The sequence below is a fragment of the Providencia rustigianii genome (assembly GCF_900637755.1).
In the GTDB taxonomy this organism is placed as follows: domain Bacteria; phylum Pseudomonadota; class Gammaproteobacteria; order Enterobacterales; family Enterobacteriaceae; genus Providencia; species Providencia rustigianii.
Genome location: NZ_LR134396.1, coordinates 1,621,302 through 1,639,712, shown reverse-complemented (window position 1 = coordinate 1,639,712; position 18,411 = coordinate 1,621,302). Strand labels below are relative to the sequence as shown.

The window sequence follows — 18,411 nt, the reverse complement described above, 5'->3', positions numbered from 1 at the left end:
TATCGCCTTATTTTTAAACAAGGATCACTGTTAATTCCTAAATTGTCGCTATAGTATGGTATTAGTGAATGTCAAAATCACAGCGAGGTGGATCATGTGGCAAGCAATGTGTCGTTTATTAAGTGAACACTTTGGTGAAGCAGAGCTGAGTAATAAAGTTATTCTCTCTGGGGGTGATATCCATAATACGTTAAAAATAGACTATGGCGATCACACCGTATTTATTAAACAAAACCGGCGTGAATTTCTACCATTATTCAAGCAAGAAGCCGAACAATTGGAAATGCTGGCAAAAAGCCAAACCATCACAGTCCCCAAAGTGTATGGCCTTGGTAGCAATAAGCACCATAGTTTCCTTTTGCTTGAGTATTTTCCCTTAAAATCCTTTGATAACACGAATGCATGGCATTTTGGTCAGCAGCTAGCACGTCTGCACCAATGGGAGGAGCAACCTAGTTACGGCTTTGATTTTGACACAATGCTGAGTACGACAGTGCAACCTAACGCATGGGAAAAACGTTGGAATACTTTCTTTGCAGAAAAACGTATAGGTCTGCAATTACAAATAGCGTCAGAAAAAGGCATGATATTTGGGGATATCCAAAATCTTGTGGATATTGTCAAAGATAGGCTTGCTGGGCATCAGCCACAACCGTCCTTATTACATGGGGATTTATGGCCAGCGAACTGTGCAATGACTAATCAACTCGATGGTGTTCTATATGATCCCGCTTGCTATTGGGGGGATAGAGAGTGTGATATTGCTATGCTACCATTGTATAAAGATATTCCGATTCAAATTATCGATGGCTACCAAAGCGTTTGGCCTCTCCCTGCTGGTTTTTTAGATAGGCAACCTTTATATCAACTCTATTTTTTACTTAACCAAGCAAACATTTTCGGTAATGAGCAAAGTTATTTACAGGCACGTAGCATCGTTGATCGTTTATTAGAAGAGCATTAATCTTACGAAGTCAATATCGAGCTATAGGAAATCCTAGCCCTATGGCTCAATATTATTTTAGTCTATTACCAATTCAGTAATTTAAGACCAAAGTAAATGACAAGACCAAGTACAATTGGCCAGAAGTACATCAGGAAAAACTGCTTAAAGATAGTATGTCGAGGAATTGTCACCTTCGACTCTAGCTCTTCCTTAGTCACTTCACTTCCTTTCGCATTCTCTAAGATCACATGGTCTTCAATACTTTCACGAATAAATTTAATTTGTCGATACATACGTAATCCTGATGCGCTCAGGGCTAAGCCAACAAAAATGAAAATGAAAATAATAAAAAAACCAATCGTACTGCCTGAGAAACCACTACTCACTTCAGGTACGGGGGAGTTATTCCAAAATGTGTTTAAAAATGGTGTGCTTTGACGTGTCATTTCTGCCATTAATTTAACAAAATCATTCGCCACCGCATTGATCCCCTCACCTTGGATCCCTTTAAGGGCTGCTAGCTTAATTAATGATGCCAGAGTAGAAATTAACGCTACTAAAAATACAATCCAGCCTAAAATACGTTTGCCGATCGCAATAGAATTTGCCTTGTGGTAATTCATTACAACTATTCCTCAGAGTTTTTTTCTACGCTAATCATAGCCGATATTAATTATCGCCTCCAAATTTATGGAAAAAAATGATAGTTAAAAAACGAGTTTCGGATTATTCAAATCCTTCATCCTGATGAGAAGAGCAGCCAAACTCAAATTTTGAGTAAAAACAGTACATAGCACAGATATGGGTATAACCGAAAGCCATGAATTGTTAGAATAGATTTAAATCACAACGGTGACTGTTTTTGAAATAACCGCGACAACACTCTCATACCCTCATTCCGCATGGGTATCTCAATGAATGGAGTTTTGATATGTACCATAAATTACCTATCCAATCTGTGATCTTTGATATGGATGGTTTGCTCATTGACTCAGAACCTTTTTGGGAACAAGGGGAGAATGAGATATTTTCAGAGTTAGGTGTCGATTTATCCCTGAAAGATACGCTTCCGGATACCCTTGGATTACGTATTGACCATGTTGTTGAGCTTTGGTACAGCGCTTCTCCTTGGCAAAACTGCAGTTTAGAAGAAACTAAACAGCGCATTATTGACAGAGTCATCGGTTTGGTCGAGGAAAAACGCCCTCTACTGCCCGGTGTTGAGCATGCACTGGAACTGTGCCGCTCCATGGACTTAAACATTGCTTTAGCGTCAGCATCCCCCGATTACATGCTAGAAAAAGTGCTAAATCTATTTGATATCCGACACTATTTTTCTGCTGTGGTTTCTGCAGCTGACCTGCCACTAAGTAAACCACACCCAGAAGTCTATTTAAAAGCCGCTGCCGAATTATCGACAAAACCTATTCATTGCGTTTCTCTGGAAGACTCATTCAATGGAATGATTGCAGCAAAAGCCGCAAGAATGCGTTCAATCGTCATCCCAGATAAACGTCATATGAATGACCCTCGTTGGGGTCTGGCTGATATTAAACTCAATTCATTGAATGAATTACGCCCAGAACATTTGCGTTAATTTCATTATTCATTGACGACTCTTTATTCCCCCTAGTCATTGGCTAGGGGTAACTGACCTTAAAGTATAAAAATCTGTCCTTATAGTCTAATAAATAAGAGTTTTTTTATCTTTAGCCCCCTATTCAATTACGCTTAAACCCTTTATACTCCCCACCTACTGTATAGATGAACAGATGGTATTTTATCCACTAATGACTGCTGAAGGGCATCTGCTATTTTCCGTCGCCTCACTGATCATGGCTCATAAATTGCAAATCACACCTGAGTTCGCTCAAGGTGATTGGTTGCACATGGTGCCAGGGGTTTTATTGGGCGCATTATTACCTGATATTGACCACCCTTCTTCGATTCTTGGTCGATTATTTCGCGTAATATCACTTCCTATTTCAAAACTCTGTGGTCATAGAGGGTTTACTCACAGCTTAATTGCATGGCTGATTTTACTTATATCTTGCTACCAATGGTTACCGACTCAGTGGGGGCTTCCCGCGGATTTAATTCAAGCTTTTTTACTGGGTTATATGAGTCATCTCGTCGCTGACATGCTTACCCCTTCTGGCGTTCCCTTTTTATGGCCTCTTCCTACTCGGTTCTGTTTCCCTATTCTGCGGGGTAAAAATAGTAAACGGGGAGAACGTTTCATTTCCGTGCTTTTGACCGTCTGTGCGGTACTGCTTCCCATTGATCACTCTATGGATTTTCACGTACAGCTAGATAACATTGTTAATTATTTGAATAATAAGTTAAATATACACTTCCCGACAAATACATCACTTTTGTAATATACTGTAAGCATGAATAGCGCTATCTTATAATTTTTGATTATAAGAAATGCTGTTATTCAGCTGATAACATATAACCAGTTGTTAGAAGGAGTCACATCCTTATATCCAATAAGGATTAAGCAGCAAGTTTCATCATTTATAATAATTACGACTTGGAGTGTGGAATGAATATTCCCCTGATAATCAATGTGCTCATTTTTGTAGCACTACTCATACTGTTAGCAAAACTCGGAGCAAATGGCTGGAGTCTGTCTAAGAAAGTATTACTCGGTCTCGTCTTCGGTGTTGCTTATGGTGTAGGCCTGCACCTTGTATATGGTACTGGTCACCAAACGGTTAAAGACTCCATTCTTTGGTTTAATATCGTCGGTAATGGCTACGTTCAGCTATTACAAATGGTGATAATGCCACTGGTCTTCGCGTCTATTTTGAGCGCAGTAGCCAGACTACATAAGGCTTCATCACTTGGGAAAATTAGCTTTTTAACGATTGGGACACTGTTATTCACTACGGCTATAGCTGCATTAGTGGGTATCTTAATCGCCAATCTGTTCGGATTAAGTGCAGAAGGTCTGGTTCAAGGTCAATCAGAAACTGCGCGCCTAGCGGCCATCGAAACTAATTATATTGGAAAAGTATCGGACTTAACTGTTCCACAACTGATCTTATCCTTTATTCCAAAAAATCCGTTTGCAGATTTAACAGGTGCAAGTCCAACATCGATTATCAGTGTTGTTATCTTTGCCGCATTCTTAGGTGTTGCAGCCTTACAACTGTTTAAAGATGACAAAGAACGTGGCGAAAAAGCCTTAGCCGCAATTGATGTCTTGCAAGCTTGGGCAATGAAATTAGTCCGCTTAGTCATGCGTTTAACCCCTTATGGTGTTATGGCGCTGATGATCAAAGTCGTGGCAAGCTCTAACCTTGCTGATATCCTAAACTTAGGGACTTTCGTTATCGCGTCCTATGTAGCGCTAGGAATTATGTTTGTGGTTCACGGTATTTTAGTGGCAACAACGGGATTAAACCCTATCAGATTCTTTAAGAAAGCGGGTCCAGTACTTACATTTGCATTTACTAGCCGTTCAAGTGCTGCAAGTATTCCACTGAATATTGAAACCCAGACTCGTCGTTTCGGTATACCAGAGTCTATCGCAAGCTTCTCTGCTTCTTTCGGTGCAACTATTGGTCAAAATGGTTGCGCAGGTATCTATCCAGCAATGTTAGCGGTTATGGTGGCTCCAACTATGGGCATTAACCCATTTGACCCACTGTGGATCGCGACCTTAGTCGGTATTGTCACTATCAGTTCTGCAGGTGTGGCTGGCGTGGGTGGTGGTGCAACTTTTGCTGCATTGATTGTTCTACCTGCAATGGGATTACCTGTAACACTGGTTGCGTTGCTGATTTCTGTTGAACCATTAATTGATATGGGCCGTACCGCCCTCAATGTGAGTGGTTCTATGACAGCAGGTACCGTGACTAGCCAGTTAATGGGTGAAACAGATAAAACCATTTTCAATCAAGATGATGATGGCGATCTAAAGCACGTTTAACCCTTCGCAAACACTAACACTCATTGAAACCTGCCCATCAAACGGCAGGTTTTTTTGTGACTAAAATTCGCTAATCGTTTTTTCGTTATTCTCTCTAGTAAAATTGTTCGATTTTAATGCTAAAAATAATTGCCAATATGTGAATTTACGTAACATAATAATATTTGAGTGACATTTTCTTAGGCTTCCTGCCTGTGTCGCGGATCCCGTTTCCTACGGGAATTATCAACTTCGTTACGGTGATTTTTATATGGGTAATATTCATATACTAAAAACTGATCCTTCAAATAACCCTTGTGTCAGTTGTGGTGCATGCTGTTCCTACTTTCGCGTATCGTTTTATTGGGCTGAAGCAGAAGATGGTGGTGGAACTGTTCCTCAGCATTTAACTGAAAAAATCACGCCGTTTGTGAGTTGCATGCAAGGAACAAATCAAAAAATTAATACCCGTTGTACTGCACTAACTGGCACAGTAGGTGAGTGTACGTCTTGTTCTATCTATGAACAAAGACCCACTCCATGTCGAGAATTCGAACAGTCTTGGCACAATGGTATTCATAATGAGGCATGCGACCGTGCTCGTGCTGCCCATGGGCTTCCCCCGCTCGAGCAACAACAACCGCAAATCGCGTGCTAAACGTCAATGACCCAGAGATATTCTGGGTTATCTTTCACTTAATTAGTGTCTGATTTTTGACTATTTTGTTTAAATCAAAAAGAAACAACTTCTGTCTTTTCAAAACTATGAGTAAAGAAAGGACAAAAAGTGCAGGAATTATGAAGCTTCAGTCAATAGAGGTAAAAGCGATTGCCTGTACAACTCAATTGATGAATTATCATCTCATCGCACATATGAGGAGATCGATATGAAAAAATTAAATCAAGGTTTGTTAGCGGCTGTTTTATTAACTGCAGGTTTTGCTGCGATGGCAAATGGTGTAAATAATAAATCACCCCGCCCTTACGCAGGTAATCACCACAATATGGTATACAGCGTAACAGAGCAAACAACCCAACCGAATGAAACAATAAAAAAATTAGTGAATAACGTGCCAAAAATAGAAGATGGTAAACGCTACATGATCCGTGTTTCAGTGGTTGAAATACCGGAACAAGCACCAATGAAACAACCAATGGCTCCCGTGTCGATTCCAGCACCAGCAGCTAAATAAAAGCATCAAATACGTTAAACATAGGTTGTGCCTGTTACAGCGATAACTAAAACCATATCGCATTGTTGGTTAAAAATCAGTATCTTACTCGCACACAATAAAGTTTAGATATATCCCTAATTTTGCCCCTACGCCCTAGGGGCTTTTTCTTTATAGCGAAAACAATAAACGTAGAAGTGCTGTCACAATTGCAGCAGATAACACAATTACAATGAAAGGCTGACGATACCAAGTCAAAATACCGGCAACAATCACGCCAATCACTTTCGCAATATCTGAGATTTGCTCACCGGAAAATAGCGTTGATGTTATTGCGACCGAGAATAAAATCACAATAGCTGCCGCAGAAAATAAAGCCTTGCTGCTTTCAGTTAAAGCAACTTTCCCTTTCAGGATTGCACCAGATGCGCGCATTAAATATGTTCCAATTGCCAAGATTAAAATACCACTGACAATCAGCCATGGATTCTCCATCATAATTGTTATTTCCTGATGTAAATAACTAAGCTCAATAATGCCAATAACACCGGGATACCCGCTGGTAAATAAGGTGTCGCTGCCACGGCGATCACTGCCCCAATAATCGCGGTTAACCGTAAGCGTTTATCCTTTAATGCGGGAAGTGACAATGCCAGAATAATGGCTGGGAACATGGCATCCATACCTAATCGATGAGTGTCTTGAATAAAACTGCCTAATACTTCACCAATAATCACACCAACAGGCCAACAAATCAGTATTCCCAACCCACATAACCAAAATGCCGCTTTTTTCTCGTTTTCATGCTCCTGAGCCAAGCCAAAAACCACACTTTCATCATTCATGATGTGGTAGCCAAGCAATGCGCGAGAACCTTTTCCTGTCAGTTCACTCACTGCAAAGCTGAAAGGAATATGCCGAGAGTTCACTAATAAACCAGCTAATGCAGCAGAAATCGGGCTTCCTCCCGCAAAAATAACACCAATAAATAAAAACTCTGACGCCCCAGCCAATACAAGAATGGATAAAGTAAGTGGAACCCACCAGTCAAAGCCTTGAGAGTGAGCTAAAGCGCCATAAGAAATACCGACAATTAAGTCTGCAATACACACCAGTGCAATGTTTTTCACTGTGCTATTATTGAGAATAGAAAATTGGAGCTTAGAAGTAAGCATATTTCAACCGTTCGATATAAAAAACATTCGTTCATTATGTCGGTGATTTATGTTCAGTGCAATCAAAACAGGATATTAAAATTGACCCTATTTACGCCGCCTATTGAATTAATATCAAAAGCATTGGCTGCCGAAAGACAAAAGAGTGGGCTTTCTATTTCTGAACTCTCACGTAAAGCGGGTATTGCCAAATCCACACTATCCCAATTAGAGTCTGGAAGTGGCAACCCAAGTATCGAAACCTTATGGGCGCTGTGTGTCGCTTTAGATATTCCGTTTTCTCGATTAATTGAAGAAAAACGCGCCGCTGTCACCGTTATTCGTCATGGAGAAGGCACGCCGGTTAGCGCGGAGCACGCCAATTATTTGGCTTATTTATTATCATCTGCCCCAGCCAACTCCTTGCGTGACATCTACACCGTCGTCGCACAACCGGGTAGAGATCGTATTTCAGAACCCCATATGCACGATGTGACTGAGCATATTATTTTAATGTCTGGCCGAGCGCTAGTCGGTCCACTCGATAACCCCATTGAATTGAACGTTGGTGATTACATTCATTACCGTGGTGATGAACCTCATATCATGCGAGCTTTAGAGCCGAATACCATGGCCGTCATGGTGATTGATAAACAGAATTAACCACCATAATATTGATACGTTAACCCATTTTGAAATGGAGAAAACTCATGAGCCATTATGATGAAATCGCACAAAAAGTCAGTTTACTATTAGATGAAAACTCCGTTCACAACATGAACGAAATGCTGATGCAGCTTTCCCACGATGAGCAGCTCACCCAAGAACAACGCTTTAAATTACAGCAAAGTCTAAGAGAAGCTATTTTTGTGCATCATAACCAATAAACCGCAGCTAACTAATTTGCTACTGATACCTTACGTACCAGTAGCAAACTCCTTCTCACTTAGAATTTATCCTGTTGTAAATATGACCATGCATATTGCGCATATAACTCTGCCCCTGTCGCCATCGCATCTTCATCGATATTAAAACAGCCATGGTGATGAGCCCATTGCGTATCTTTTTCTGGATTACCCGACCCCAATAATGCAAAACATCCCGGTATATTTTCCATATAGAAACTAAAATCTTCACCTCCGGGTGTTGGCTTTTCGAACATTAATGTTTCTTCGCCAAATGCATCAGTGATCACCGATTGTGCCAGTAACGCGCTGCGTTCTTCATTTATAACGGGCAAGGTTCCATAAATATAATCCACTTCCACGGTCGCACCATACATAGCCGCAGTATGCGTGGCATAACGACGGATAGCGGCTTCAATGCGCGTACGCGTTTCGATATCAAAACAACGAACCGTTCCATCTAATGTCGCATTCTCGGCAATAACATTAAAACGGGTTCCCACATCCATTTTACCAATACTCACAACGGCTGAATCCAGTGACGACGTTTCACGGGAAACAATAGATTGCAAATTCATCACAAAGGATGAGGCAACTACTGCGGCATCAACTGTCGCTTCTGGCATAGAGCCATGACCGCCACGGCCCTTAAATTTCACCACCAATAGATCTGCGGAGGCGAAAGTTCCACCGACATTACACGAGACTTTACCTGATGGTGTCGTAGACCAGATATGCATTCCAAATACATTATCTACATTATCCACTGCACCTTGCTTCACCATCGCTTTTGCACCTTGTGCAATTTCTTCAGCGGGTTGAAATATCAATCGAACATTACCCGAAAGCTGATCACGAATTTCATACAATGCTTTAGATGCTGTCAACAACATGGCAGTATGAGCATCGTGCCCACAGGCATGCATTTTTCCATGTTGAGTAGATTTGTACTCTAATGAATCGTTAAGCTCCTGCACAGGTAACGCATCAATATCTGCACGTAATGCAACGGTTTTTCCCGGCTTACCACCTTTAATTTCAGCAATAATGCCGGTCGGTTCAGTAAGTCGATATTCTATGCCAATTTTGGCTAACTCTTCTGCGATACGTTTAGTGGTTCTGACCTCTTCAAAAGGAAGCTCGGGATGAGCATGAAGGTCACGTCGAAATGCAATCATATCTTGAGTATGATGCTTAATTGCTGCTGTAATTGTTTTATTGACCATATTTTTACCTTTATCCTTTCAATCGGTACTAATGTCTCATTAACCTATTATTTTTTATGTTATATCAATTTGTTATCGTAATATCTGTCGACAATAATTATGCGGGTACCAAATAAGCAACCATAATGCCTGCCAGCACCACCGACACCATTGTGACCGAAATAAAACCACCGACTAACATTGGACCTAACATATGGCTGGTAAGTATTTGACGTTCTTTTTCATCTTTGGTTAACGCATTTATTGCTTCGTTTGTGATGATATAGTCCGCAGGAAAGCCATACAGTGCTGTTAATGAAACCGCAAATGCCATCTCTTTGGAGACGCCTAAAATTTTGCCCACAATCCAAGAAGCAATAAACATCCCGACAACCGCCGCAATTATCAACACAACCATTGGATACACTAACCTCAACAACATATCTGGTGTCGCGTGATTTAATGTATCGAAGATAAACAGCATTAACGCCATGATAGCGAAACCAAATCCGTTGGCTTTTTGCAAAGGTTGCCTCTCTAAAAAGCCCAATGACGATGCAATAACTCCGAATAATAAACATAAAACAAACGGGCTAATACTGACGTACGGTGCAGCTACAGAAGAAGCCAAATAGGCTAAATATCCGACAAATGCTAATCGTAAGAATTTGAAATAACTGGTGTTATAGTGATTAGGTATTCGCTTAAACATTTTGGGCATAGCATCTTCAGAGGATAATGTTTTCACTTCAACATCGTCTGCCCCTTCAACGGCTAAAGACTCTTTCCATGACCCATTTCGATATTGTTCAAGTACTCGACGCCCTTCTCGTTTCAACATAATGGCTGTTAGCGGATACCCAGCGAAACCTTGCATTACATAAATTAAAATGGCAAAAACAGATAGATCCATTAAGCCAGCTTCCGCCGCACCTTTTGACATAATTAAGGATGAAACAATTCCTCCGACTAATGGTGGGATTGCTACCAACACAGTATTTAAATCAAAGAGCATCATCCCGATAGCATAAATAAAGACAATAATTCCTAGAATCCCGGATAAAGAAATTAAAATTGTTTTCCATTGCCGTAATAATTCTTTTAAAGATAATAACGTTCCCATATTGGTGATCAGTAAATACATCAGTGTTACCGCAACAACTTGAGGAATCCCCGCAATACTGACAATATTCTTAGGAAAAAATGTCCAATATCCAAAAAGAAATAACACCGCACAAACAAACACTGATGGGATCCATGCTTTGGTTCTCACCGCAATAGCATCTCCGATATATAATATCGAGACGATCAGAAATAGAGCTAACATCTGCGACATAAAATTTTCCCCGTATTTATTATTCTTAGTAATTTATATTTTAGTTTTTTAAATCAAAAATATTGCATTGTTAGATGGATAATCTTCCGAAAAGGATGGGATATGACCAAATAATAGATAATTTTAGCGCGCGCTACATTTACGCAACAAATTCATCATATCATTGAAAATACAGTTGTATAGATAAGAGAAAGGCTTGAACGCTGAATGGAATGATGGAGAAACAGGCAATTAAATAGTGATAAATCATCCTAATCTTTAATAATTCCTTGTCATCACCTAATAATGACGCAGAAGCTTAATATAAAATAACACTTAGCTTAATTTCTATAATTATAAATTCTTGTGGTTCATAGAAATGAGTATCAAATTATATTCTTTCGACTAGGGATATATTTTTTGAAAATTCCCAACACAGTAGCAATCTATTCCCTATAAAAACATTTTCATATCCATCTAGGTAAAATAATCTGCTTTATTGCTTAACATGGATAACTTTCCTGATAAGGCTCGTTGATTCTCTGATATTTTTCTATTTTTATGGTCCTAAAAATCAAAAACCACCCACTAATATAAGTAAGTAGGTGGCAGTAAATATCTTATGAGCCCATCACCCTTGAGCCAAAAAGTTATGACATAACATTCCCAATAATGTAAACAGCAATGCCCCAATAACATGAATAGCGATAGTACTAAATGCAACCATCAGCTTTCCCTCTTGTAGCATAACTAGCACTTCCAGTGAAAAAGTGGAAAACGTGGTAAATGCACCACAAAAACCGGTCACAATAAAGAGTTTATAAGCGGGATTGATATTGGCACTCGCAAAATAAGACACAGCAAAACCGATGATAAAACCACCGATGAGATTAACAAACACCGTACCAAATGGAATATGCGGATGTAGGTTATTCAGTTTTAAACCAATTATCCATCTTAACCAGCCCCCCAAGACGGAGCCTAGCGCAATAGAAAAGAGAGATGCATACATAGCTGCTTTCCTTACCGGTTAGGTGGGAATAAATGCAAGGAAAGAGTCCTAACTAGACATTTATGCCCTAAAATTTGGGCACATAAAACCTACGCGCCCATTCTATTGAAAAGGTTTACGTAGGCATCATCAGTCCAATATGGACGGTTTGGGTAGGAGGAATGCCATCTCCCAAATAAATTTCTATTGAAATGATAATCCAACCCTTTTTTCCATGCAAACTCAATTTATATAAAATTACCATTGATAACCTTATGTCAATTTAGGCTAAATTAGCGCATAATAATCGTTATATTAGAATGGAGTTGACCCTGAAATGGATACAAAAAACGTACTTTTACAACTCAAAAATATTGGTTACCAGATTAACCAAAAAACTATTTTAGATAATGTGCAGATTGACCTATATCCTGGAGAATTTAAACTGATTACTGGGCCGTCTGGTTGTGGAAAAAGTACCTTATTAAAAATAGTTTCCTCACTTATCTCACCAACCCAAGGGGAGATTCTCTTTCTAGGGGAGAATATTAATAACATTCCGCCTGAAAAGTATCGCCAACAAGTCTCATACTGCACTCAAACGCCAACGTTGTTTGGATCCACAGTCTATGAAAATCTATTTTTTCCTTATCAAATTCGCAATTTGCCATTCAATAAGGAAAAAATTATCCAAGACTTGGCGTATCTATCATTACCTGAGTCTATTCTGGATAAAAGTATTAATGAGCTTTCTGGGGGGGAGAAACAGCGTATATCCCTAATTCGTAATCTACAGTTTTTACCTCAGATCTTGCTATTAGATGAAATAACCAGCGCTTTAGATGAACAAAATAAACTCAAAGTGAACCAACTTATTCATCAATTAGCAGTAGATAATAAAATTGGTGTGTTATGGGTAACCCATGACCAAGATGAAATTACCCATGCCGATGATATTATTTCCCTGCCCGTTCATCATAGTGAAGAATAGGAATTTAACGTGAATCATCCAACTATTTCTAATGAGTCACTCGCTTTTTCTATCATGCTAGTCTTAGTAGCGATTTTTATTAGTCATAAAGAAAAATTATCCTTAGAAAAAGACATCATCTGGAGTACTTGCCGTGCAATTGTTCAGTTATTAATTGCTGGCTATATCCTCAAATATATTTTCCATTTAGATAACAAAATTCTTACTGTCGCACTCGTTTTATTTATCTGTTTTAATGCCGCCTGGAATGCCAAGAAGAGAAGTAAATACCTCGATAAACTATTCCCGACGGCGTTAATTGCCATTACATCTGGAACATTTATTACTTTATGTGTGCTGATTGTCACTGAAGCCATTGCTTTTACCCCTATGCAAGTGATCCCAATTACTGGCATGATTGCAGGTAATGCGATGATTGCGGTAGGCTTATGTTTCAATAATTTAGGGCAACGATTTAATAGCCAGCAACAACAAATTCAGGAAATGCTGAGCTTGGGAGCAACACCTAAAGTTGCTTCCGCTGCAATTATTCGCGAAAGTATTCGTGCATCATTAATTCCCACCGTAGATTCAGCAAAAACAGTAGGAATAGTTAGTCTACCAGGGATGATGTCCGGATTAATATTTGCTGGAGTTGATCCATTAGAAGCCGTTAAATACCAAATAATGGTGACTTTCATGCTATTAGCTACCGCTAGCCTTTCAACTATTCTGGCCGGTTATCTGACCTATGTTAAATTTTATAACCAGCGTCATCAGTTACGCTTAGAAGCCTTAAATAAATAGTTCTCGATACGGTTTGAAATATAAATTCAAACCGTATTTTTCTGCACTTGCTATGTAACTTTGTTATTTTATCATTTTGGAGTAAATACCATGGCTATCTTATTGGAAAATAAAGTTGCTGCAATTACCGGAGGCGCTTCTGGTATAGGGCTTGAGTGTGCTAGAACACTCATTAATGCAGGTGCGACGGTAGTTCTGATTGATCGTGATGAAAATAAATTAAACTACGCTGTTGCAGAACTTGGTCAGAATGCAATTTCTCTCGTTATTGATTTAATGGACCCCATTCAAGTTAATGGAATACTAGATTCTATCCTTGAGAAAACAGGTCGTTTAGATATTTTTCATGCTAACGCAGGCGCTCATATTGGTGGTGCCATTGCTGAAGGTGACCCCGATATTTGGGATAGGATATTAAATTTAAATATTAACGCAACCTTCCGTTGTATTCGAACAGTTCTACCTTATTTTATTGAACGAAAATCTGGCGATATTTTATTTACTAGTTCAATTGCTGGCGTAATTCCAATGGATTGGGAACCTATTTATAGCGCCTCTAAATTTGCTGTACAAACTTTTGTGCATGCCACTCGACGCCAAGTTGCTCAGCATGGTATACGTGTTGGTGCAATATTACCCGGTCCCGTTGTAACGGCTGCACTTGATAGTTGGTCAAAAGAAAAAATTGATGCAGAACTGGCCAGTGGAAATATTATGTTGCCTATTGAAGTTGCTGAAGCGGCGCTATTTATGCTAACACGCCCAAGATATATTACTATACGCGATCTGGTTATTTTACCTAATGCTATTGACCTTTAATAAAATATAATAGAATCCCGCTCATGATTTATATATTTAAAATAGAGATAACAATAATTAAAATAAAACCAAATAAATAGATTTCATTTGTTTTAACTTAAAACAAAGATATTAATTAAATAAAGGCCTTCACTTATTTAAATATAAATTTTATATATTTAAACTAAAAAGTCACTTTCTTGTCTAATATTTATATTGTTTTTGATAAAATCACAAATAATTTATAAAAATCAACAGCTTAACATACACCATTGATTTCATTAAAATTCTTTTAATTTCGTCTATTTATGAATATGAATGACATTTTACAATATTTAATTTAGAAATTAAAAAATAAGGTTAATATCATTAACTTTATCTAAAAAGAATATTTTCTTATCTTGACGCTCAAGAATTATGATTATCTGTTAACATAATGATATACTAAGAATTATATTTATAGGGGTAATATAAAAACTAAAATATAAAATTATCCGACTATTTTTGACAAACTGTTTTTTTTAACTCATGTAATATTCAAAAAAACAAAAATAGGATCCATCATGACAAACATCCAACTGCTGCTGCTTGCAACTAATAATATCAAAAATAATACCGAATTAAGCCATTCTCAAGAGTCCTATGTATACCAGTATTACTATACTAATCTTGCAGAAAAACACCCTTCAGTTGAAGTTTTCATGAAGGAATTCATTAAGTTAACATCTTCAGCTTTACATAGTGACCCAGAAGTAAAAATGTTAAGTTCGCAAATTTATTCCGCAATTGAATCCTACTTGGAAATAGCTCAAGCTCGCTATATTCAACGCCAAAAATTACTGAAAACAAGCTAGTATATCAAGCTAATATCGAAAATGGTCTTACGATAAGACCATTTTATTCTGAACTTAATTTAGCCACTTTGGCGAGCCTCGAATTTATATGGGAATACTATTTCTTCTTGAATATTCTCATAATTTTCTTCCGTTCCTTCCAGCCACCGCTGTAATCTTCTCGCAGTTTCTCGTGCCATTTTACTGTAATCAATACGAGCAGAAGTTAAAGATGGGTGAATGTGATCACAATTTTCTGACCCTTCTACACAGACCACCGCCAACATTTTAGGAATTTTAATTAATCTCCGCTGACATTCAAAAATGACGCCTAATGCAATCATTTCATGGCTACAAATCACCGCTTCCAATTCTGGTTGGCGAGTTAGCATTTCACTAATTGCTTGTCGACCAAAATCCATTGTCGCCACATAAGGTGTCGTAATACTCTGCTCAGCACTCAAATTGTGGCTAAGCAATGCTTTATTCCAACCACTTAGTTGCTGACTTTGCATTTTGCTATCCATTTGCGCACCAATATAGCCGATACGCTGATAGCCTTTTTGCAGAAGATAGTTTGTCAGAAAATTAACCGCTTCACCGCAGTGACTTTTAATATTCAACGTAAACGGATAATTTGACTCCCCCGCAACATTAATCACTGGAATAGCAATATTCTTTAATGTACTCAGCACAGATTCAGAATTGATAGCACCAAAAATTACCAGTGCCGCAGGGCTACTTTGCAGTAACGTTGTCAGAACCTCTGATTCTTTTTTATGCTGGTAATCATGGCTGCCTATAACCACTTGGTAACTATTTTTATTCAATACTTCCTGCAGAGACTGCAAAAAAGCCGAACTTGCATTGTCTCTTAATGAGGGAATTAATACAGCAATTGTTCTGCTTTGCCCTGAAGCAAGAATTCCAGCCGCTAAGTTAGGAATATAGCCGAGCTCCTCAACCGCCTCATTAATTTTTTCTCTGAGCTTATCTGAAACAAGTTCTGGGGTTCTTAAGGCTCTTGAAACCGTCATTGACCCGACGCCAGCATATTTTGCTACATCTTGTAATGTCACTCGTCCAGTATTTTTTCTTTTTCGGGTTTTCTGCATGAAATTATCTGGTTTCATCTAAACTTATTAATCAACGCCTATAACTTACCACAGGTTTAATTTGTTAATTAACCCACAAACAGCCTAAAAAGGATTTAAAGTAGGATTATTAGTCAAAATGATAGCGCTATCACGAAAATGAACAATTCAGCTAGATAGCGCTACCATAGATCACTACTATTCATGCAACTAATAAAATATCTAATATAAATTGTTATTTTTTACCAGGAGCCAAGCCAATGCTAACAACATTACTCACCCCGAATGTGATTCAGGTGGTTGAAAGCGCCACCGACTGGCGTGACGCGATTAAAATCGCCTGTAATCCATTAATTAATAATAAATTCATCGAACCTCGCTATATTGATGCAATCATTCAATCTCATGAAAAAATTGGCCCTTACTATGTATTAGGTCCAGGAATTGCGATGCCTCATGCCCGCCCTGAAGATGGCGTCAACCAACTTTCTCTGGGCTTAACCGTACTTAAGCAAGGTGTAGAATTTGGTTCAGAGGGCAACGACCCTATTAAATTATTGATTGTTCTTGCCGCAACAGATAGTAATAGCCATATTGGTGCTATTGCAAAATTGGCTGAACTATTTGATAACCAAGAAGATATTGATAGCATCATGCAGTCAGAAAACGTAGATGACATCCTTCAAATCATCGCTAAATATAAATAATTCAGTAACAAGGTAAATATTATGAAAATCACTGTTGTTTGTGGAAATGGTTTAGGTACAAGTCTGATGATGGAAATGAGCATCAAGACAATTTTGAAAGATCTTCAAGTCACGGCTGATGTTGACCACGTTGACTTAGGTTCTGCTAAAGGTACTGTGAGTGATATTTTCGTTGGAACAACTGATATTGCGGAGCAATTAGTCGCTCAACAAGTTGGCGGTGAAATTGTTGCTTTAGCAAACATGATCGACAAAGTCGCGATGAAAGAGCGTCTGAGCGCTGCTTTACAAAAACTCGGCGCGCTGTAACCAACCGGAGGCTACATGGAATTCTTTCGTTTTCTGATGCAAGATGTCCTATCCGAACCGGCAGTTCTGGTCGGTCTGATAGCGCTAATTGGCTTAATTGCTCAAAAAAAACCTGTCACTGAATGCATCAAAGGCACCATCAAAACCATTATGGGTTTTGTGATTTTAGGTGCAGGTGCTGGTTTAGTCGTCAGCTCGTTAGGTGATTTCTCGGCGATTTTCCAACACGCGTTTGGTATCAACGGTGTCGTACCAAATAACGAAGCTATTGTGTCTATTGCACAAAAAAGCTTTGGTCGTGAAATGGCGATGATTATGTTTTTTGCGATGTTAATCAATATCTTGATTGCACGCTTAACACCATGGAAATTCATCTTCTTAACAGGTCACCATACTTTATTTATGTCGATGATGATTGCAGTGATCTTATCGACAGCTGGTATGGAAGGAACCATGTTAGTGGCAGTCGGTTCACTGATCGTCGGCTTCTGTATGGTATTTTTCCCTGCTATTGCACATCCATACATGAAGAAAGTGACTGGCTCCGATGACGTGGCAATTGGCCACTTCTCTACTATTTCCTATGTTTTAGCAGGTTTTATCGGTAGTAAATTTGGTAATAAAGAACATTCAACAGAAGATATGAATGTACCAAAAAGCTTGTTATTCCTGCGTGATACACCCGTCGCTATTTCTTTCACTATGTTCATTATTTTCATCATTACCTGCTTATTTGCAGGGGGTGATTATGTTCGTGAAGTCAGTGGTGGCAAAAACTGGTTTATGTTCTCCTTGATGCAATCCATTACCTTCGCTGCGGGTGTCTATATTATCCTGCAAGGTGTACGTATGGTTATTGCTGAGATCGTACCTGCATTTAAAGGTATTTCAGACAAACTAGTCCCTAACGCGAAACCTGCATTAGACTGCCCAGTGGTTTTCCCTTATGCACCAAATGCAGTTTTAGTTGGCTTCTTAAGCAGCTTTGCCGCAGGTGTATTAGGTATGTTCATTCTGTATGCATTAAATATGACCGTGATTATTCCAGGCGTTGTTCCACACTTTTTCGTGGGTGCTGCTGCGGGGGTATTCGGTAATGCCACAGGTGGACGTCGAGGCGCAATCTTAGGTGCATTTGCTCAAGGTTTGTTAATCACATTCTTACCGGTATTCTTACTGCCAGTCCTTGGGGACATCGGTATCGCAAATACCACCTTTAGTGATGCAGACTTTGGCGCTATCGGAATTTTATTAGGGATTATCGTTCGCTAATCTCTCAACCCTCT

The 18,411-nt window shown here is 38.9% G+C and carries 22 protein-coding genes and 1 riboswitch; of the genes, 15 read left to right on the top strand and 7 right to left on the bottom strand.

Going from position 1 to position 18,411, the window contains the following annotated elements; genetic code table 11:
- Positions 1 to 94 precede the first annotated feature (94 nt).
- Positions 95 to 964, top strand: coding sequence for a fructosamine kinase family protein (locus EL244_RS07550; protein WP_039854188.1), 870 nt, complete (start codon positions 95 to 97; stop codon positions 962 to 964).
- 65 nt (positions 965 to 1,029) lie between these two features.
- Here EL244_RS07550 and EL244_RS07545 read toward each other — a convergent pair whose 3' ends face one another.
- Positions 1,030 to 1,569 carry a YniB family protein gene (locus tag EL244_RS07545; protein WP_006813307.1) on the bottom strand — a complete coding sequence of 180 codons (540 nt, stop codon included), beginning with the start codon at positions 1,567 to 1,569 and terminating at the stop codon, positions 1,030 to 1,032.
- Between the two features lie 308 nt (positions 1,570 to 1,877).
- Between EL244_RS07545 and hxpB the strand changes: the two genes are divergently transcribed.
- From hxpB to EL244_RS07515, 5 genes are all read left to right on the top strand, one after another.
- The gene (gene hxpB / locus EL244_RS07540) at positions 1,878 to 2,543 is read left to right on the top strand and encodes a hexitol phosphatase HxpB (protein ID WP_126459947.1); all 666 of its coding nucleotides are present in this window, start codon (positions 1,878 to 1,880) and stop codon (positions 2,541 to 2,543) included.
- Between the two features lie 193 nt (positions 2,544 to 2,736).
- The gene (locus tag EL244_RS07535; RefSeq protein WP_039854414.1) at positions 2,737 to 3,327 is read left to right on the top strand and encodes a metal-dependent hydrolase; all 591 of its coding nucleotides are present in this window, start codon (positions 2,737 to 2,739) and stop codon (positions 3,325 to 3,327) included.
- Positions 3,328 to 3,494: 167 nt separating this feature from the next.
- Complete coding sequence (locus EL244_RS07530) at positions 3,495 to 4,886, top strand: L-cystine transporter (RefSeq protein ID WP_126459944.1); 1,392 nt, start codon at positions 3,495 to 3,497, stop codon at positions 4,884 to 4,886.
- Positions 4,887 to 5,136: 250 nt separating this feature from the next.
- Positions 5,137 to 5,523: a YkgJ family cysteine cluster protein gene (locus EL244_RS07520; protein WP_039854191.1), complete on the top strand. Its 387-nt coding sequence runs from the start codon at positions 5,137 to 5,139 to the stop codon at positions 5,521 to 5,523.
- A gap of 229 nt (positions 5,524 to 5,752) precedes the next feature.
- Positions 5,753 to 6,058: a hypothetical protein gene (locus EL244_RS07515; protein WP_006813313.1), complete on the top strand. Its 306-nt coding sequence runs from the start codon at positions 5,753 to 5,755 to the stop codon at positions 6,056 to 6,058.
- 150 nt (positions 6,059 to 6,208) lie between these two features.
- On the opposite strand, the gene EL244_RS07510 is transcribed toward EL244_RS07515, so the two are convergent.
- Both EL244_RS07510 and EL244_RS07505 read right to left on the bottom strand, forming a co-directional pair.
- Positions 6,209 to 6,535 carry an AzlD domain-containing protein gene (locus tag EL244_RS07510; RefSeq protein WP_154600566.1) on the bottom strand — a complete coding sequence of 109 codons (327 nt, stop codon included), beginning with the start codon at positions 6,533 to 6,535 and terminating at the stop codon, positions 6,209 to 6,211.
- A gap of 5 nt (positions 6,536 to 6,540) precedes the next feature.
- Positions 6,541 to 7,212 (bottom strand): AzlC family ABC transporter permease, encoded by a 672-nt coding sequence (locus EL244_RS07505; protein WP_126459938.1) that lies wholly within the window; start codon positions 7,210 to 7,212, stop codon positions 6,541 to 6,543.
- A gap of 81 nt (positions 7,213 to 7,293) precedes the next feature.
- Here EL244_RS07505 and EL244_RS07500 point away from each other — a divergent pair, with 81 nt between their 5' ends.
- Complete coding sequence (locus EL244_RS07500) at positions 7,294 to 7,854, top strand: helix-turn-helix domain-containing protein (RefSeq protein ID WP_039854194.1); 561 nt, start codon at positions 7,294 to 7,296, stop codon at positions 7,852 to 7,854.
- Between the two features lie 47 nt (positions 7,855 to 7,901).
- Positions 7,902 to 8,078: a DUF2526 family protein gene (locus EL244_RS07495; protein ID WP_006813317.1), complete on the top strand. Its 177-nt coding sequence runs from the start codon at positions 7,902 to 7,904 to the stop codon at positions 8,076 to 8,078.
- A gap of 59 nt (positions 8,079 to 8,137) precedes the next feature.
- Here the strand turns inward: EL244_RS07495 and EL244_RS07490 are convergent, their stop codons facing one another.
- The 3 genes from EL244_RS07490 to crcB form a co-directional block, all read right to left on the bottom strand.
- A complete protein-coding gene (locus EL244_RS07490) occupies positions 8,138 to 9,322 on the bottom strand; it encodes a M20 family metallopeptidase (RefSeq protein WP_126459935.1) in 1,185 nt (394 codons plus the stop codon).
- Positions 9,323 to 9,419: 97 nt separating this feature from the next.
- The gene (locus tag EL244_RS07485) at positions 9,420 to 10,637 is read right to left on the bottom strand and encodes a hypothetical protein (protein WP_126459932.1); all 1,218 of its coding nucleotides are present in this window, start codon (positions 10,635 to 10,637) and stop codon (positions 9,420 to 9,422) included.
- 610 nt (positions 10,638 to 11,247) lie between these two features.
- Entirely contained in the window at positions 11,248 to 11,628 is a 381-nt protein-coding gene (gene crcB, locus EL244_RS07480) for a fluoride efflux transporter CrcB (RefSeq protein ID WP_126459929.1), read from the bottom strand.
- A 113-nt stretch (positions 11,629 to 11,741) separates the two neighbouring features.
- Positions 11,742 to 11,809, bottom strand: a riboswitch (Fluoride riboswitch).
- 135 nt (positions 11,810 to 11,944) lie between these two features.
- Between crcB and fetA the strand changes: the two genes are divergently transcribed.
- The 4 genes from fetA to EL244_RS07460 all read left to right on the top strand — a co-directional run bounded on the left by fetA (position 11,945) and on the right by EL244_RS07460 (position 15,036).
- Positions 11,945 to 12,598: an iron efflux ABC transporter ATP-binding subunit FetA gene (fetA, locus tag EL244_RS07475; RefSeq protein ID WP_006813321.1), complete on the top strand. Its 654-nt coding sequence runs from the start codon at positions 11,945 to 11,947 to the stop codon at positions 12,596 to 12,598.
- A gap of 54 nt (positions 12,599 to 12,652) precedes the next feature.
- Complete coding sequence (fetB, locus tag EL244_RS07470) at positions 12,653 to 13,384, top strand: iron efflux ABC transporter permease subunit FetB (protein WP_006813322.1); 732 nt, start codon at positions 12,653 to 12,655, stop codon at positions 13,382 to 13,384.
- 90 nt (positions 13,385 to 13,474) lie between these two features.
- On the top strand, positions 13,475 to 14,203 hold the full coding sequence (locus EL244_RS07465; protein WP_126459926.1) for an SDR family oxidoreductase: 729 nt from the start codon (positions 13,475 to 13,477) through the stop codon (positions 14,201 to 14,203).
- A 542-nt stretch (positions 14,204 to 14,745) separates the two neighbouring features.
- On the top strand, positions 14,746 to 15,036 hold the full coding sequence (locus EL244_RS07460) for a hypothetical protein (protein WP_126459923.1): 291 nt from the start codon (positions 14,746 to 14,748) through the stop codon (positions 15,034 to 15,036).
- A gap of 59 nt (positions 15,037 to 15,095) precedes the next feature.
- On the opposite strand, the gene EL244_RS07455 is transcribed toward EL244_RS07460, so the two are convergent.
- Entirely contained in the window at positions 15,096 to 16,130 is a 1,035-nt protein-coding gene (locus EL244_RS07455; protein WP_039854419.1) for a LacI family DNA-binding transcriptional regulator, read from the bottom strand.
- A 239-nt stretch (positions 16,131 to 16,369) separates the two neighbouring features.
- Here EL244_RS07455 and EL244_RS07450 point away from each other — a divergent pair, with 239 nt between their 5' ends.
- Genes EL244_RS07450 through EL244_RS07440 form a run of 3 tightly spaced genes read left to right on the top strand, consistent with a single transcriptional unit; the run spans position 16,370 to position 18,397 of the window.
- Positions 16,370 to 16,816, top strand: a complete 447-nt coding sequence (locus EL244_RS07450) for a PTS sugar transporter subunit IIA (RefSeq protein WP_006813326.1) — start codon at positions 16,370 to 16,372, stop codon at positions 16,814 to 16,816.
- A gap of 21 nt (positions 16,817 to 16,837) precedes the next feature.
- A complete protein-coding gene (locus EL244_RS07445) occupies positions 16,838 to 17,125 on the top strand; it encodes a PTS sugar transporter subunit IIB (RefSeq protein ID WP_006813327.1) in 288 nt (95 codons plus the stop codon).
- 15 nt (positions 17,126 to 17,140) lie between these two features.
- Positions 17,141 to 18,397: a PTS ascorbate transporter subunit IIC gene (locus EL244_RS07440; protein ID WP_006813328.1), complete on the top strand. Its 1,257-nt coding sequence runs from the start codon at positions 17,141 to 17,143 to the stop codon at positions 18,395 to 18,397.
- Positions 18,398 to 18,411: the final 14 nt, after the last annotated feature.

What these genes read in the sequence shown, in the direction of transcription:
- EL244_RS07520 (WP_039854191.1), top strand. Translation starts at nt 5,137, where the DNA reads ATGGGTAATATTCATATACTAAAAACTGATCCTTCAAATAACCCTTGT.
- EL244_RS07445 (WP_006813327.1), top strand. Translation starts at nt 16,838, where the DNA reads ATGAAAATCACTGTTGTTTGTGGAAATGGTTTAGGTACAAGTCTGATG.
- EL244_RS07530 (WP_126459944.1), top strand. Translation starts at nt 3,495, where the DNA reads ATGAATATTCCCCTGATAATCAATGTGCTCATTTTTGTAGCACTACTC.
- EL244_RS07505 (WP_126459938.1), bottom strand. Translation starts at nt 7,212, where the DNA reads ATGCTTACTTCTAAGCTCCAATTTTCTATTCTCAATAATAGCACAGTG.
- fetA (WP_006813321.1), top strand. Translation starts at nt 11,945, where the DNA reads ATGGATACAAAAAACGTACTTTTACAACTCAAAAATATTGGTTACCAG.
- EL244_RS07495 (WP_006813317.1), top strand. Translation starts at nt 7,902, where the DNA reads ATGAGCCATTATGATGAAATCGCACAAAAAGTCAGTTTACTATTAGAT.
- EL244_RS07485 (WP_126459932.1), bottom strand. Translation starts at nt 10,637, where the DNA reads ATGTCGCAGATGTTAGCTCTATTTCTGATCGTCTCGATATTATATATC.
- EL244_RS07515 (WP_006813313.1), top strand. Translation starts at nt 5,753, where the DNA reads ATGAAAAAATTAAATCAAGGTTTGTTAGCGGCTGTTTTATTAACTGCA.
- EL244_RS07455 (WP_039854419.1), bottom strand. Translation starts at nt 16,130, where the DNA reads ATGCAGAAAACCCGAAAAAGAAAAAATACTGGACGAGTGACATTACAA.
- EL244_RS07465 (WP_126459926.1), top strand. Translation starts at nt 13,475, where the DNA reads ATGGCTATCTTATTGGAAAATAAAGTTGCTGCAATTACCGGAGGCGCT.
- EL244_RS07440 (WP_006813328.1), top strand. Translation starts at nt 17,141, where the DNA reads ATGGAATTCTTTCGTTTTCTGATGCAAGATGTCCTATCCGAACCGGCA.
- fetB (WP_006813322.1), top strand. Translation starts at nt 12,653, where the DNA reads ATGCTAGTCTTAGTAGCGATTTTTATTAGTCATAAAGAAAAATTATCC.
- EL244_RS07545 (WP_006813307.1), bottom strand. Translation starts at nt 1,569, where the DNA reads ATGAATTACCACAAGGCAAATTCTATTGCGATCGGCAAACGTATTTTA.
- EL244_RS07510 (WP_154600566.1), bottom strand. Translation starts at nt 6,535, where the DNA reads ATGATGGAGAATCCATGGCTGATTGTCAGTGGTATTTTAATCTTGGCA.
- EL244_RS07490 (WP_126459935.1), bottom strand. Translation starts at nt 9,322, where the DNA reads ATGGTCAATAAAACAATTACAGCAGCAATTAAGCATCATACTCAAGAT.
- hxpB (WP_126459947.1), top strand. Translation starts at nt 1,878, where the DNA reads ATGTACCATAAATTACCTATCCAATCTGTGATCTTTGATATGGATGGT.
- crcB (WP_126459929.1), bottom strand. Translation starts at nt 11,628, where the DNA reads ATGTATGCATCTCTCTTTTCTATTGCGCTAGGCTCCGTCTTGGGGGGC.
- EL244_RS07460 (WP_126459923.1), top strand. Translation starts at nt 14,746, where the DNA reads ATGACAAACATCCAACTGCTGCTGCTTGCAACTAATAATATCAAAAAT.
- EL244_RS07450 (WP_006813326.1), top strand. Translation starts at nt 16,370, where the DNA reads ATGCTAACAACATTACTCACCCCGAATGTGATTCAGGTGGTTGAAAGC.
- EL244_RS07535 (WP_039854414.1), top strand. Translation starts at nt 2,737, where the DNA reads ATGACTGCTGAAGGGCATCTGCTATTTTCCGTCGCCTCACTGATCATG.
- EL244_RS07550 (WP_039854188.1), top strand. Translation starts at nt 95, where the DNA reads ATGTGGCAAGCAATGTGTCGTTTATTAAGTGAACACTTTGGTGAAGCA.